Annotated in this window: 15 protein-coding genes; 4 read left to right on the forward strand and 11 right to left on the reverse strand. The window is 32.1% G+C overall.

The window, feature by feature from the left end; translation table 11 throughout:
• Window positions 1-152: 152 nt before the first annotated feature.
• Together IW18_RS13215 and IW18_RS13220 are read left to right on the forward strand one after the other, a co-directional pair.
• Window positions 153-974 (forward strand): UDP-2,3-diacylglucosamine diphosphatase, encoded by an 822-nt coding sequence (locus IW18_RS13215; RefSeq protein ID WP_041518358.1) that lies wholly within the window; start codon window positions 153-155, stop codon window positions 972-974.
• Window positions 975-1,132: 158 nt separating this feature from the next.
• Window positions 1,133-1,630, forward strand: coding sequence for a hypothetical protein (locus IW18_RS13220; protein ID WP_041518359.1), 498 nt, complete (start codon window positions 1,133-1,135; stop codon window positions 1,628-1,630).
• A 140-nt stretch (window positions 1,631-1,770) separates the two neighbouring features.
• On the opposite strand, the gene IW18_RS13225 is transcribed toward IW18_RS13220, so the two are convergent.
• From IW18_RS13225 to IW18_RS13260, 8 genes are all read right to left on the reverse strand, one after another.
• Window positions 1,771-2,196 carry a protease complex subunit PrcB family protein gene (locus IW18_RS13225; protein ID WP_041518360.1) on the reverse strand — a complete coding sequence of 142 codons (426 nt, stop codon included), beginning with the start codon at window positions 2,194-2,196 and terminating at the stop codon, window positions 1,771-1,773.
• 9 nt (window positions 2,197-2,205) lie between these two features.
• The gene (gene bshA / locus IW18_RS13230; protein WP_041518361.1) at window positions 2,206-3,357 is read right to left on the reverse strand and encodes an N-acetyl-alpha-D-glucosaminyl L-malate synthase BshA; all 1,152 of its coding nucleotides are present in this window, start codon (window positions 3,355-3,357) and stop codon (window positions 2,206-2,208) included.
• Window positions 3,358-3,645: 288 nt separating this feature from the next.
• Window positions 3,646-4,128 carry a hypothetical protein gene (locus IW18_RS13235; protein ID WP_041518362.1) on the reverse strand — a complete coding sequence of 161 codons (483 nt, stop codon included), beginning with the start codon at window positions 4,126-4,128 and terminating at the stop codon, window positions 3,646-3,648.
• A 99-nt stretch (window positions 4,129-4,227) separates the two neighbouring features.
• On the reverse strand, window positions 4,228-4,830 hold the full coding sequence (locus tag IW18_RS13240) for a hypothetical protein (RefSeq protein ID WP_041518363.1): 603 nt from the start codon (window positions 4,828-4,830) through the stop codon (window positions 4,228-4,230).
• Window position 4,831: 1 nt separating this feature from the next.
• Window positions 4,832-5,623: a (Fe-S)-binding protein gene (locus IW18_RS13245; RefSeq protein WP_041518364.1), complete on the reverse strand. Its 792-nt coding sequence runs from the start codon at window positions 5,621-5,623 to the stop codon at window positions 4,832-4,834.
• A gap of 136 nt (window positions 5,624-5,759) precedes the next feature.
• Window positions 5,760-7,097 (reverse strand): (Fe-S)-binding protein, encoded by a 1,338-nt coding sequence (locus IW18_RS13250; RefSeq protein WP_041518365.1) that lies wholly within the window; start codon window positions 7,095-7,097, stop codon window positions 5,760-5,762.
• Window positions 7,098-7,101: 4 nt separating this feature from the next.
• Window positions 7,102-8,067, reverse strand: coding sequence for an MlaD family protein (locus IW18_RS13255; protein ID WP_041518366.1), 966 nt, complete (start codon window positions 8,065-8,067; stop codon window positions 7,102-7,104).
• A gap of 50 nt (window positions 8,068-8,117) precedes the next feature.
• Entirely contained in the window at window positions 8,118-9,245 is a 1,128-nt protein-coding gene (locus IW18_RS13260; protein WP_041518650.1) for an N-acetylmuramoyl-L-alanine amidase family protein, read from the reverse strand.
• Between the two features lie 49 nt (window positions 9,246-9,294).
• On the opposite strand from IW18_RS13260, the gene IW18_RS13265 reads away from it, so the two are divergent.
• Together IW18_RS13265 and IW18_RS13270 are read left to right on the forward strand one after the other, a co-directional pair.
• Entirely contained in the window at window positions 9,295-12,051 is a 2,757-nt protein-coding gene (locus IW18_RS13265) for a putative LPS assembly protein LptD (protein ID WP_084607951.1), read from the forward strand.
• A gap of 24 nt (window positions 12,052-12,075) precedes the next feature.
• The gene (locus IW18_RS13270) at window positions 12,076-12,456 is read left to right on the forward strand and encodes a RidA family protein (RefSeq protein ID WP_041518367.1); all 381 of its coding nucleotides are present in this window, start codon (window positions 12,076-12,078) and stop codon (window positions 12,454-12,456) included.
• Here the strand turns inward: IW18_RS13270 and IW18_RS13275 are convergent.
• The 3 genes from IW18_RS13275 to IW18_RS13285 all read right to left on the reverse strand — a co-directional run bounded on the left by IW18_RS13275 (window position 12,437) and on the right by IW18_RS13285 (window position 14,259).
• Entirely contained in the window at window positions 12,437-12,823 is a 387-nt protein-coding gene (locus IW18_RS13275; RefSeq protein WP_041518368.1) for a methylglyoxal synthase, read from the reverse strand. The two genes, IW18_RS13270 and IW18_RS13275, sit on opposite strands and share 20 nt — an antisense overlap.
• Window positions 12,824-13,017: 194 nt before the next feature.
• Window positions 13,018-13,392: a methylglyoxal synthase gene (locus tag IW18_RS13280; protein WP_041518369.1), complete on the reverse strand. Its 375-nt coding sequence runs from the start codon at window positions 13,390-13,392 to the stop codon at window positions 13,018-13,020.
• Window positions 13,393-13,407: 15 nt separating this feature from the next.
• Entirely contained in the window at window positions 13,408-14,259 is an 852-nt protein-coding gene (locus IW18_RS13285) for an N-acetylglucosamine kinase (protein ID WP_041518370.1), read from the reverse strand.
• Between the last annotated feature and the right edge of the window lie 81 nt (window positions 14,260-14,340).

Here is a 14,340-nt window from a genome sequence, read left to right on the forward strand (position 1 = left end):
TAAATTAAAAAATTTAAAATTAGTATTATTAAGTAAAGGTTAAGTAGTTTAAAAATTACAATTTAATAAAATTGTCGCCAAATTGGTAACCTTTTGATAAAATAAATCTGACTAGAGTTTCTTTTATTTGTTAAACTTCAAAAAAAGAAAAATTGAAAAAAAGAAATGTCGAATTGGTCATCCTATCGGATGTTCATTTGGGAACTTACGGAAGTCACGCTAAAGAATTAAATAACTATTTATCAAGCATTAAACCCAAAACATTAGTCCTAAACGGCGATATTATTGATGCTTGGCAATTTAGAAAATCATATTTTCCAAAAGCTCATTTAAGAGTCATTCAAAGGATAATTGGAATGGCTTCAAAAGGCACAAAAGTGTATTATATCACTGGAAATCACGATGAAATTCTTCGAAAATTTAGCGATATGAACATGGGGAATTTTGCTTTGGTCGATAAATTAGTTTTAGAACTAGACGACAAAAAAGCCTGGATCTTTCACGGAGATGTTTTTGACGCCTCTGTTCAACACTCAAAATGGATTGCAAAACTTGGCGGACTTGGTTATGATTATTTAATTTTAAGCAATCGATTTGCAAACTGGTGTTTAGCAAAACTTGGTCGCGAACCATATTCATTTTCTAAAAAAATAAAAGCAAGCGTTAAAAAAGCAGTTAAATTTATATCTGATTTTGAAACTACTGCCACAGATTTAGCAATCGAAAAAAAATACGATTATGTCATTTGCGGACATATTCATGAACCAAAAATAATCACTAAAGAAAACAAATACGGTTCTACTTTATATCTAAATTCTGGAGACTGGGTCGAAAACCTAACTGCTTTAGAGTATCATAAGAAACGTTGGAAACTATATTCGTATGTAGAAAGTAATTTTTCTGAAGAAGAAAATCTTTTTGAAATGGAAGATATTCTAAGCTCAGAATTAATTGCTTCTATTATTACTAGATAATCTTAAAAAACACAAAACATTGCATTTCAACTAAATAACTATAATTAAGATTATTTTTGTTGTATAGAAAATGTGAATTATATAACAATTTCAAAAAATAATATACGTTTGAAAATGGTACCACATATTAAATTTGACAAAAATTAATAACCATTTTTATGAAAAGAATTATTTTATCTGCCATTATGCTACTAGGATTAGCGTTTACGGCTCAATCTCAAGAAATTGCAAAAAATGCACTTGGTTTACGTTTGGGAGACAATAACGGATTTGGTGGAGAGGTATCGTACCAAAGAGGATTATCTAAAAACAATCGTCTGGAATTTGATTTAGGATGGAGAAACAGCAGTGATGTTGACGCCATAAAAGGTGTAGTGCTTTACCAATGGGTTTGGAATATTGATGGTGGCTTTAACTGGTACGCTGGTGTTGGTGGAGGAATCGCGGCATGGGATCACGATTATTACAACAACAATCTTAAATATAATGATAGCGGAACTTACGTTTTTGCTGCCGGTGATATTGGTATAGAATATGGCTTTAAAGAAGTGCCAATTTTAATATCTTTAGATGCAAGACCAGAAATTGGTTCAGGATATTATGACGATGACAACTTTGGATTTGATGTTGGTTTAGGAATCAAATTCAAGTTCTAAAATAAGAATAGAAGTAAAAAATAATTGTAAAAAAAATCCTGTCGCTTCAAAACGACAGGATTTTTTTTATGCTAAGAATATAAAAAGGCTTCTAGCGAAGTCACGGGACGCTCGGCCAGATATTTTTTCTTTTAAATAAATTACTTAAATATAATTTCTTTTTTAGAATGAATTTTCACCACTGTATAAGGATAAGTAATTACCTGCATCACCATCACATCTGTCGCAGGCGCATTTTCTTTAACCGTAATGATAATATTTTTATCGGTTTCTTCAACTTTATCAACTCCTATAGAATAACCACCGGTGTTTTTCTCGCCCATATTCAGAATTACATAATTCGAATTGCTAATATCTGCCTGTTTCATTTTATCTGTTAAAAGCGGATCATTTTCTAACATTTTGATTTCATTAGGCTCTGTCAGAATTTCAAAAAACTTAATATTTCCGCCACCATCAGTTTGCACCGTCAAAACTTCATACAAAGCAGTTTTTGCTTCTGATGTTTTTTTTGCTCCACAAGAAACCAAGACAAAAATCACTAAAACCGAAAGTACTTTTTTCATTTCTTACTATTAAGATTGTTGTTTTTCCGTTTTATAATCATCAATCGCTCTTTGGTATAATGCTTCATATTTAGGCAAGATATTTTTAATATCAAATTTCTTAGCCACTTCTAAAGCGTTTACTTTAAATTGATTTAAAACTTCGTCTTCTTTTAAAATTTTAATTGCATTTGCAGCCATTTCCTCAACGTCTCCAACGTTACTTAAATATCCTGAAATGCCTTCAAAATTAACTTCTGGCAAACCTCCTGAATTACTCGAAATCACAGGAACCCCCATAGACATCGCCTCTAATGCAGCCAAACCAAAACTTTCTGTTTCTGATGGAAGCAAAAACAAATCTGTAAAGCACAAAATCTTATCAATTTCATTACTATTTCCAAAGAAAATTACTTTGTCGTAAATTCCTAATTCCATGCACAGAGCTTCGGCTTTTTCTTTTTCCGGACCATCTCCTACCATCATTAATTTGGCAGGGATTTCTTTCTGGATATTATAGAAAATTTTAATGATATCCGGAATACGTTTTACCTTTCTAAAATTACTGATATGTGTAATGATTCTCTCATTTTCTTTTGCCATAACATAACGATGACAAGGTGCTTGCGGATCTTTTACCACTTTATCCAACTCAATAAAATTAGGAATTACTCTAATTTTATTTTTGATTTTAAACAATTTCAAAGTATCGTCTTTCAAACTCTGAGAAACCGAAGTCACATAATCTGATTTATTGATACTAAAGGTCACCGCTGGTTTATAAAAAGGGTGATTTCCTACCAATGTAATATCTGTTCCGTGAAGTGTAGTAATCATTGGAAGATTAATCCCTTCGTTTTTTAGCATTTGCTTCGCCATATAGCCTGCATATGCGTGTGGAATAGCATAATGTACATGCAACACCTCAATTTTATACAATTTCACCATATCTACCAATTTGCTTGACAAAGCCAATTCGTAAGGCTGATAGTGAAAAAGTGGATATTCTGGAACGTTTACTTCGTGATAATGAACATTAGGATTCAAAAGTGCCAACCTAACCGGCTGACTATAAGTAATAAAATGGATTTCGTGTCCGCGTCTGGCTAATTCAAGACCTAGTTCTGTAGCAACTACACCACTACCACCAAATGTCGGATAACAAACTATAGCTATTTTCATGTATTAAATTTAATACTACGAAAGTACTCAAAAATAGCTTTTAATCGAAGATTTAGATTGTTAGATTTATGTGAATATTAGTTTTAACACATGATTTAATTGTCAAATCTTAAGATTACTGGAATGTTTTAGATCAATAAATTATAAAGTCTTGTTTTAAGAAATACAGAGAACCTTAATCACTAAACCCGACAGGTTTTAAAAACCTGTCGGGTTTGTCGTAACGTAAAAAACAAAAAAAGGCACAAAATCTAAATTTTATGCCTTTTACTATATTATAAACTTTTCCTAGAAAAATCTGCTATGCCAACTATCAGCAGCAGGAACTTCCCAAGATTCGTTGAATTCTTCGATATTATTTACAAGATTATTAAAAACAATCGTATTCTCTGAAACGGATTTATCTTTAACCATTTTCTTGAAATCAATTAATGGTTTGTGTGCAATATGTTCACCAAGTTTAAAAGTAACGTTCATTTTATCCAACAAATCAACGTCGTATTTTTTCTCTAAACTCTGAATAAACTCTACCGAACTATCAATAGAACAACCTGTCGCCACTTGCACATCTTGATTTACAGCCAAAATAATGAATCGGTTATATTTCAACAAATACGAAGCTTCTAAACTTGTTCCGTGCGCCGCCCAACCTTCTACAAAAGCTTTTAAGTCGACTTCTATTTCAGAAAATTCTTCCTCAGAAAACTTTCTGTTCGATTGATAAATCCAAATTTTGGATTCACCAGGTAAATTTTCAAAAGGTATATACATTTTTAATTTTAGATTTTAGATTATTTGAATTTTAGATTTTAGAAAGTTTCAGTAAAAAAACTTAGAAACTCAGAGCCTTAGCAACTCTCAACCTTAAAATTATTGTCTCTCTATTTTGGTTATAATTTTATAATATCTGAATTCTTTTGCTTTAGAATCAAATAATTCAATTTCGGAATAGCTAACTTTAACTTTGTCTTTTTTCTTTATTTCATTATTAGTCAACAAAGATGCTGTATCAAAATAATCTAATAAAAGTAGATTATAACTTCTTCCTTTTTGATCTTTCATTTGTAAAGTCACGAACTGCTCTGATAAAATATCTACAACAACACCTTCAACAAATGCATCTTCTTTCTCAACTTCTTTTTCGGCATTTTGTGCACTTTTTCCAAGTTCAAGAATTACATTAGGACAAAACTGCATCATTTTTATGGCAACTTTTTCTCCTAACTTTGTCATTCCTTCACTATCACCAAAATCTACTTTATCTACACCTTTAAATTCAGACATATGATCTGAGTAGCTTTTAATCATACAAACACCAACTTCAGTTTTAAAATCGTCAGCAGATAAATTGGGTTGTTTGTCTTTTTTAGCCTGTAAACATTCACATGTTTCTTTTGCTATAACATCAAAAACTTCTTGAGAATATCCATCAACACCGCACAATAGTACAAGTAATAAAAATACTTTTTTCATATTATAAATCTTGTGCATTAGCAATTAGCTCTGCAATATCCATTACTTTAACTTGACCTTCCTTTTCTTGATGTTTGATTCCATCGGTTAACATTGTGTTACAAAACGGACAACCTGCTGCAATAATATCTGGTTTTGTTTCAAGAGCATCTTCTGTTCTCTCTACATTGATTTCTTTATTTCCTGGCTCAGCATCTTTAAACATTTGCGCTCCTCCTGCCCCACAACATAAACCATTTGCTTTTGAGCGTTTCATTTCGACTAATTCAACGTCTAATTTCTGAATTAAATCTCTTGGTGCTTCATATACTTTATTGGCTCTTCCTAAATAACAAGGATCGTGAAAAGTGATTCGTTTTCCTTTGAACTGACCGCCTTCAACTGTTAGTCTTCCATCATCTATTAATGACTTCAAAAACTCTGTATGATGAATTACATCGTATTGACCTCCTAATTCAGGATACTCATTTTTTAAGGTATTAAAACAATGCGGACACGCTGTAACTATTTTTTTTGCTTCATATGCATTTAAAACCTCAATATTCATCATGGCTTGCATTTGAAACAAAAATTCGTTTCCAGCACGTTTTGCAGGATCTCCTGTACAACTCTCTTCTGTACCAAGAACTGCAAAAGATACATTGGTACGATTTAAGATTCGTACAAATGCTTTTGTAATTTTCTTTGCTCTATCATCAAAACTTCCCGCGCAACCTACCCAAAATAAAACTTCTGGTTGTTTCCCTTCGGCTAGCATTTCTGCCATTGTTGGCACCACTAAACTTTCTGACATCTTACTTTTGTTGTTAAATCGGTTAATCGTTTATTTGGTTAATCGCACTCATTACTATAACCCTACTAAAAACCTTAAATATTTTATTCAAATCCATTAAACAGTTAAACAAATAACTAATTAAAAGATTTTAGTTCTAATTTTCGTTTTTCCAGTTCAATCTATCTTGCTGATTGTATTGCCAAGGCGCTCCATTATTCTCAATATTTGTCATCATTGCATTTAATGACATTGGAGCAGCACTTTGTTCCATCACTAAATAGCGACGCATATCCATAATAATAGATAGCGGACTGATATTTACCGGACATTCTTCTACGCAAGCATTACATGATGTACATGCCCACAACTCTTCCGGAGTAATATAATCGTTTAATAATGTTTTATTATCTGGAACAAATACACCTTTGTTTGCGTCAATATTTTTTCCAACTTCAGTTAAACGATCTCTTGTATCCATCATAATTTTACGAGGAGACAATTTTTTACCCGTTTGATTTGCCGGACAAGATGAAGTACAACGACCACACTCTGTACAAGTGTATGCATTTAATAATTGTACCCAGTTTAAATCCTGAACATCACTTGCACCAAATTTACTTGAAACAGCATTTTCATCGACTGGAGCCGCAGCAAATGGATCTGCATTTGGATCCATCATTAATTTAACTTCTTTTGTAACTGATTCTAAATTATCAAACTGTCCTTCCGGATTTAAGTTGGCAAAATAGGTATTCGGAAAAGCTAAAAGTATATGTAAATGTTTTGAGAAATATAAATAGTTCATAAAAACCAAAATTCCAGCAATATGCACCCACCAAAAAACTTCAAACAATAGTGCTACTAATTCGTTTGACATTCCGTTGAACATTGGTGCAATAAACTGACTTATTGGAAAACTTCCTGCTTTATGAAAATGTGAAAATCCTCCTGGTACATTTTGCAAATGCAAATCAGAAGCATTCATCAATAAAAACAAAAGCATTAAAACGGTTTCAAAATACAAAATGTAATTTGCATCGCTTTTAGGAAATCCGTTTAAATCCGGATTAATGAAACGTTTTAAACGAATCACATTTCTTCTAATCCAAAAAACGATCACTGCAAAAATTACTAGTATTGCTAATATTTCAAATGAAGCGATCAATACATCATAAACTACTCCTAAATAAGGTGCAAAAACTCTATGTGTACCAAATAATCCATCGATTATAATTTCGAGTAATTCGATATTAATAATTACAAAACCTACATATACAAAAATATGAAGTATTCCGGCTACAGGGCGTCTCACCATTTTTGATTGCCCAAGAGCAATCAATGCCATGTTTTTCCAGCGTGCTTTAGAATTATCTTTTCGATTTACATCTACTCCTAAATTAATGTTTCGGATGATTTTTTTTACGCTCGATGCAAAAAAACCGAAACCAACTATAAGAAGTATAGCGAATAAAATATTATCTAAATAACTCATCTAATTAATTTTTAGTAGTTGTGTTAGCGTCTTCTGTTGGTGCTACATATGGTTTATTTTTCTTTCCAAAAAGAGAAACATTTACATAACGTGTTGGGTAAAGACGAACATCTTGCAATAATAACTCTAACTCTTTTGAAGTTTTAGCCAAGTTATTATATAAAGCATCATCGCTCAACAATTTACCAGCAGTACCTTTTCCTGAGTTTAAATTACTCATAAGAACGTCAACCTTAGCTAAAGTTTGATTTAAGTTTCTAACTGTTTTTCCTAAATCAGCTTTGCTTAAAGAGTCAGATATTTTATTAAAGTTACTTGACATTTTATTGAAGTTTGTTACAACTCCATTAATCTGTCCTTTATTAGTATCTAAAATAGAATTAATACTTCCTGAAGCTTTATGAAACTGCTCCATAGTTTGGCTCAATTCTGCTAATGATTTCTTTATGTCTTCTTGTCCTTTTTTGTCTAAAACATTGTTTAATCCGCTAACCAGATTATCAATGTTAACCAACATTTTTTCAAGTTTTTGCTGAATTGGCTCTATTTTACCGCCTAAAGAATCAGTTAATCCTAATTCTACACTAGACGCTAAAGTTTGTCCATCTACAGCAAGATCTTTATCTGCAAAATTAGGCAAGATCTTAATTTGCTTTCCACCAATTAAACTTGGTGAATACAAAGAAGCTTTACTTGTTTTAGAAATTGGAAAATCTGTTTTTAATTGAAGTTCAACTAATAATTTACCTGTTGTTTCATTGATTGTGATTTTACTTACTTTACCAATAGTAAGTCCATTTAAGGTAACGGGTGCTGAAGCTGACAAATCCTCCACATTATCATATTCTACATATAATGTTTTGTAATTTGTAAAAAGGTCTTTGCCTTTTAAAAAACTGTAGCCCCAAATAAATAGTAAAATTGACGCGATGACTAAAATAGCCGTTTTAATTTCTCTTGTTAGTTTCAAAATTCTAAGTGTTTGTACAAAATTAATATAAATATTCGAACTAGAAGCTATTATTTAATTGCGTCTTGAATACTGATTTTTTCTCCGTCTCTGGTTGCTATTAGATAAGCAGCCCCATATCCTTTACTCTTAGCTTCTTCCAAATATTTTTTGGCTGCATCATAACTTGTAGTTTCTTCATAAAAATATTTGTAAATATTATTTTCGTACACCATTGTTACATTTTTAAGTCCTTTAAAGTTTTTAGGCTCTAGTGGTGTTTTCTTGATACTTGCAATAAGTTGTACTTTAAAAAAAGTTCCTTTGGGAACATTCTTAGCAACTGCTACTGTTTCTACAACCTTAGCTTTTTTTGGAGTCGACGTATCTCTTACAGGTCTTGCATCTGAAATTTCAGAGTTTCCATTTCCAAAATATTCGTTTTTATAACTTAAAATCGCATCTGCAATTGCTTTTGCAATATCATTTTGACCTTCTTCAGAATTTAAAATATTTCCTTCTGTTGGGTTCGAAACAAATCCTGTTTCTACTAATACTCTAGGCATGTAAGCTTTATGAAGTACCATAAAAGGTGCTTGCTTTACTCCTCCTTGACGAAGTTTTTTACCCAATTTATCAAAGTTATCTTCAATTTTACTGGCTAGCGAAATACTGTTATCTAAGTATTCTTCTTGCATTAAGGTTAATGCCATCATTGATTCTGGCGAATTTGGATCGTAACCATCATATTTACGTTTATAATCTTTTTCTAACGTAATTACCGAGTTCTCTTTTTTCGCAGCTTCAAGATTCGATGCTACTTTACTCAAACCCATCACATAAGTTTCTGTACCATCTGCCGCTGTATTTTTGTTAGCATTACAGTGTATTGAGACAAAAATATTAGAATTTGCTCTGTTTGCTATATTGGCTCTTTCGACCAAATCGATAAAAACATCTGTTTTACGCGTATAGATTACATTGACATTTGGATTAGCCTCCAAAAGTTTACCAACTTTTAAAACAATTGCTAAAGCAATATTTTTTTCAATTCTACCGCTATAAACAGCTCCAAAGTCATGATCACCATGTCCTGCATCAAGAGTTACCTTAAAAACATTTGCCTGACTATAAGCGCAAAAAGACAATATCGTTAGAAAAAAAGTAGATACTACTTTAATTTTGTTAAATCTATTCATAAATCTAAAAGTTAATTTTAATAAAACGCAACTGCTATAATTTTTACAATTGATTATTTTTGACAAAAAATTATATGTAAGTTTGACGTGTCAAAAAACAGGCCATAATTTTACAAAAATAGCATTTAAACCTTTGCATACAAACTTATTTAATATCGTTTTCTTATCATTTTTCCTAACTTTAGGATGTGGTAAATTATATTCGCAAGAGATAAAAAACAAAAAAAATCCGTTACCAACTGTAAAACAAACAGATAAACCCAAAACGGCATCAACAGACAATGTTGTAAAACCCGTTACTGATACTATAAAACTCGATACAGTTAAGGCAAAAAAGAGCGCTCTGGACGCTGTTACTAAATATAAAGCGAAAGATTACGCAAAATTCGACAAGAAAGCTAAAACGCTTACTTTATATAATGAAGCCGAACTTTACTATAAAGATATTGAGCTAAAATCTGGAATTATAGTTTTAAATCTCGACAAAGACGAAGTTTATGCGGGTCGTATAAAAGATTCTGCGGGAGTTTTAACTCAATATCCTAACTTTAAACAAGGTTCAAACGAAGTCCAACCCGATTCTATTCGTTTTAATTTTAAAACAAAAAGGGCATTAATTTATAATTCAAGAACAGAACAAGGAGAATTTAAAATCAAAGCGGCCGTAACCAAAAAAGAAAATGATTCTGTTTACTTTTTAAAAGGCGCTCGATTTACAACTGCAGCCGATATTGACGATCCTGAATACTATTTTAAAACGAATAAAGTAAAATTTGTTCCTAACAAAAAGGTTGTCGTAGGTGTTACTCAAATGGTAATTGCCGATGTTCCTACACCCCTAGTATTACCTTTTGCTTTTTTTCCTATGAGTCAGGAAAAAAGTATTTCGGGTATTATTATTCCTAGTTACAACGACTCTAATACTAGAGGTTTCTCACTACAAAATATGGGTTATTATTTTGCATTAAGTGATAATTATGACTTAACTGTTCTTGGTGATTATTATACCAATGGTAGTTATGCAATGCGTTTTGAGTCGTCGTATGCGAAACGCTATAAATATAGAGGAAACGTAAATGTTCGTTTTGAAAACTTAATTAATAGTGAGCGTGGATATCCCGACTATTCTAAACAAAACATTTACAACATTCAGTGGTCTCATGCAAAAGACTCTAAATCGAATCCAAATTCAACTTTCTCTGCCTCTGTCAACATGGGTAGTAGTAAATACTTTAAGCGATCGATCAATCAAGCCAACGTTGGTTCGAATTTGAACAACACATTAAGCTCATCGATTTCATACAATAAAACATTCAACACAATTCCGCAGGCGCGTATTTCGTTAACTGCGACGCATCAACAAAACACGCAAACAGAAGAAATCATTATGACTTTACCGTCGTTACAAGCAAGTATTGATCGTGTATATCCATTTGTTGGAAAAGATGGTGTAAAAAAAGGTTTTATAAAAAACATAAACTTACAATATAACTTAAGCGGTAAAAACTATTTTAAGACCACAGATTCCCTGTTTTTCAAACCTCAGATGTTTCAAGACGCACAAATAGGAATGCAACACTCGATTCCTATTAGTACTAACTTTAAATTATTCAAATATTTTAGTGCAGGAGCCTCAACCAACTACCAGGAAACATGGGTAACTAAAACAATCGAAAGAACTTACGACGCAGAGCAAGCTAAGGTAGTTGACAAAACCGTAAACGGATTTGATGCTTACAGAACTTATAATTTCAGTACAAATTTAGGAACTACAATCTATGGTACTTTTAATTTTGGTAGCGACAAAAAAATTCAATCGATTCGTCACGTCATGAGACCAACCGTAACTTACTCTTATACACCAAGTTTTAATCAATATTACAACAACTACGTTGTAGATGCTTCTGGAAAAATTGGACAATATTCACCATTTGATAATGGTCTTTTTGGCGCTCCTGGAAAAAGTAATTCTAATATCGTATCGTTTGCTTTAAGCAACACTTTTGAAGCAAAAGTTAGAGACAGAGACAGCACAAAAACAGAACCTAAAAAAATTATGCTGCTAAACAATTTAAACCTTAGCACAAGTTATAATTTTGATGCCGACGGAAAAGATGTTCTTGCTTGGCAACCTGTTATTTTAAGCGGTGGAACACAACTTTTAGACAACAAGATGAATGTCAATTTTGGAGCAGTTTTAAACCCGTATGCAATTGACAACTCTGGTAAAGTAATGAATGTCTACAACATCGATAATGGCGGAAGTTTATTTAGAATGACTAGCGCAAACGTTACTTTAAATTATTCCTTCTCCAATAAAGGAAGTGGCAATGAAGAAAAAAACACGCAAAGCCAGCGGAATGGTGGACGTAATGATGATTTATTTGGTACTAATACGGACTTAAATGACAGTAGAAATAGTCAGTTTGCCAATAAAAAAGATGATGACAAAGATGTTATAACCGAATTTTTCAACTCTCACATTCCATGGGATATGACGATGGCGTACTCGTTGACTTATTCTAATGCAGCCAGAGAAAATAAAATTACTGGAAACTCTATTATGATTTCTGCCAATATGGACATCACTCCAAAATGGAAAGGCGGAATCTCTACGGGTTACGATTTTGTGCAAAAAGGTGTTACTTTTACTCAGTTCCGTTTTGAAAGAGACTTGTTGAGCTGGAGAATGGCTTTTAACTGGAGTCCACTTGGTACAAATTCTAACTGGAATTTCTTTATCGGAATTAAATCAGGAATGCTTAGTGATATTAAATGGAACAAACGAAGTACTTCTAATCGATAAATCGTCGAATCAAAATAATTAGTTATGAAAAAAATCATCTTTACAGAAAAAGCTCCGGCTCCAATTGGTCCGTACAATCAAGCCGTATTATCAGGAAACACACTTTATGCTTCTGGTCAAATTGCTATTAATCCAGCATCTGGAGAACTGGTTACTGACAATATCAACGACGAAACGACTCAAGTAATGCAAAACATTGCCGCTATACTAGAAGCTGCAAATATGACTTTTGAGAACGTTGTTAAAGCAACAATCTTTATTATGGACATGAACAACTTTGGCGCTATAAACACTGTTTACGGCTCTTATTTTAACGAAAAAACTGCTCCTGCACGCGAAACGGTACAAGTTGCATGTTTACCTAAAAATGTAAATGTAGAAATTTCTATAATCGCTGTACAATAGCGTTTAAAAACAATTGTGCCGTTGCTTCATTTGTTGCCAACGGCACATTATGAACATCACAAATCCTGACAAGCATCTTTATATCTACCTCATGTGCATTTGTCACTAAAGGATCTGTAAACATAAAGACGACGTTGATTTTACCTCCTGCTACTTTAGACGCTATTTGAGCATCACCACCCATTGAACACGGAAGCATTTTTTTTACCTTAAATCCTGACTTCTCTGCATTCCTTCCTAATATTCCCGTTGCAATAAGCTTTATTTTATCATATTGTAGCGTAATTCCGTTTTTAATTAAAAACTGAATCATATCTGCCTTTTTATTATCATGAGCAATTATTGCAATTAAAGTATGTTTTTTCATGATTTAACAGTAATTATATTACTCAAATTTACTTTAAAAAAAGCAAATAAATTCAATGTAAGATATTAATTACCAAACATTTAAATAAATAACAATAAAAAACTACAAATAAATCATTTTCATGAATTTATAAGCAATAAAAAACCGTTTCATCAAATGAAACGGTTCTTATATATATCTAAAAATAGGAATTTCTATAATTGCAACGCGACAGCATTTAACAATAATTGCGCCGAAGCTTCATTTGTTGCTAATGGTACATTATGCACATCACAAACACGAATAAGCATATTTATGTCGACTTCATGAGCGTGGCTTGCAAGTGGATCTTTAAAAAAGAAAACCATCTGTGTTTTACCTTCGGCTACACGCGCAGCAATTTGCGCATCACCTCCCATTGGTCCAGAAAGCATTCTTTTTACCTTAAAACCAGCGTTAACTGCTTTACTACCTGTTGTTCCTGTTGCGATTAGTTTAATGTTTTCCTTAAGAAGAAGTGTTTTGTTTTTATTTAAAAACTGAACCATATCTGCTTTTTTTCCATCGTGAGCTATTATAGCAATTTCCATATTTTACTTATATTTTTATTGATTAGCAACATGGTAAGCAATTAATCCGTCAATAGGACGTCTTAAAACGTTTCCTAATTGAAGTTCATACTTATCAAATGTTTCTTGTAATTCATCTTTTAAATAAAAAGCAATAGAACCTACGAAGTGCACAGGAACTTCTTTACAATTATCAAATTGCTTGATGTAGTTCTTTACAAAAGACTTCATTCCTTTGAAAATGATTTTTCTGCAAAACTCTGAGTCTTTATGCTTGATCAAGAACTTTGCAAAAGTTGCTAAGTAAGCATTTGGATTTGGCTCTTTGTATAATTTGTTTTTGATAAAATCAGGATCAACATCATACTCTTTTTCAAATTCAACAGCTAAATCTTTAGGCATTTTATTGAAATAGTACTTTCTGATCAATTCTTTTCCAAAAACATTTCCACTACAGTCATCCATTACAATATAGCCTAATGACTGAACTTTTTGATGTAAAACTTTTCCATCAAAAAAACTACAGTTTGAACCTGTTCCCAAAATACTCACAATTGCCTCTTCTCCTTTTGGAGTAGTAGCATAAACTGCTGCGTAAGTATCTTCCTGAACTTCTACAATAGCGTTAGTAAAATATTCTTGAAATACTTGCGAAAGCTCTGTTTTCATTCTATCAGTTCCACAACCAGCTCCGTAAAAAAACAGGTGTGTAGCTTCCTTTTTATTTTGTAAAATATCAAAACGATCATTCAATCTTTCGATGATTTCGGGTTTATCAAGGATTTCAGGATTTAATCCTAAAGTTTGTGTCGTGAATAATACCTTTCCATTATCATCAATTGCAATCCAATCGGCTTTGGTAGATCCACTATCAACTATTAATTTCATTTTATTTAGTTTTTGGATTAGTTTTTCTTTAGCTAAATAAAAAGTGTATTTTTTACATTAATTAAAGAAGTAACAAAATAA

Origin of the sequence: Flavobacterium hibernum, assembly GCF_000832125.1 — a bacterium.
Taxonomy (GTDB): Bacteria; Bacteroidota; Bacteroidia; order Flavobacteriales; family Flavobacteriaceae; genus Flavobacterium; species Flavobacterium hibernum.

What these genes read in the sequence shown, in the direction of transcription:
- IW18_RS13220 (WP_041518359.1), top strand. Translation starts at nt 1,133, where the DNA reads ATGAAAAGAATTATTTTATCTGCCATTATGCTACTAGGATTAGCGTTT.
- IW18_RS13225 (WP_041518360.1), bottom strand. Translation starts at nt 2,196, where the DNA reads ATGAAAAAAGTACTTTCGGTTTTAGTGATTTTTGTCTTGGTTTCTTGT.
- bshA (WP_041518361.1), bottom strand. Translation starts at nt 3,357, where the DNA reads ATGAAAATAGCTATAGTTTGTTATCCGACATTTGGTGGTAGTGGTGTA.
- IW18_RS13235 (WP_041518362.1), bottom strand. Translation starts at nt 4,128, where the DNA reads ATGTATATACCTTTTGAAAATTTACCTGGTGAATCCAAAATTTGGATT.
- IW18_RS13240 (WP_041518363.1), bottom strand. Translation starts at nt 4,830, where the DNA reads ATGAAAAAAGTATTTTTATTACTTGTACTATTGTGCGGTGTTGATGGA.
- IW18_RS13245 (WP_041518364.1), bottom strand. Translation starts at nt 5,623, where the DNA reads ATGTCAGAAAGTTTAGTGGTGCCAACAATGGCAGAAATGCTAGCCGAA.
- IW18_RS13250 (WP_041518365.1), bottom strand. Translation starts at nt 7,097, where the DNA reads ATGAGTTATTTAGATAATATTTTATTCGCTATACTTCTTATAGTTGGT.
- IW18_RS13260 (WP_041518650.1), bottom strand. Translation starts at nt 9,245, where the DNA reads ATGAATAGATTTAACAAAATTAAAGTAGTATCTACTTTTTTTCTAACG.
- IW18_RS13270 (WP_041518367.1), top strand. Translation starts at nt 12,076, where the DNA reads ATGAAAAAAATCATCTTTACAGAAAAAGCTCCGGCTCCAATTGGTCCG.
- IW18_RS13275 (WP_041518368.1), bottom strand. Translation starts at nt 12,823, where the DNA reads ATGAAAAAACATACTTTAATTGCAATAATTGCTCATGATAATAAAAAG.
- IW18_RS13280 (WP_041518369.1), bottom strand. Translation starts at nt 13,392, where the DNA reads ATGGAAATTGCTATAATAGCTCACGATGGAAAAAAAGCAGATATGGTT.
- IW18_RS13285 (WP_041518370.1), bottom strand. Translation starts at nt 14,259, where the DNA reads ATGAAATTAATAGTTGATAGTGGATCTACCAAAGCCGATTGGATTGCA.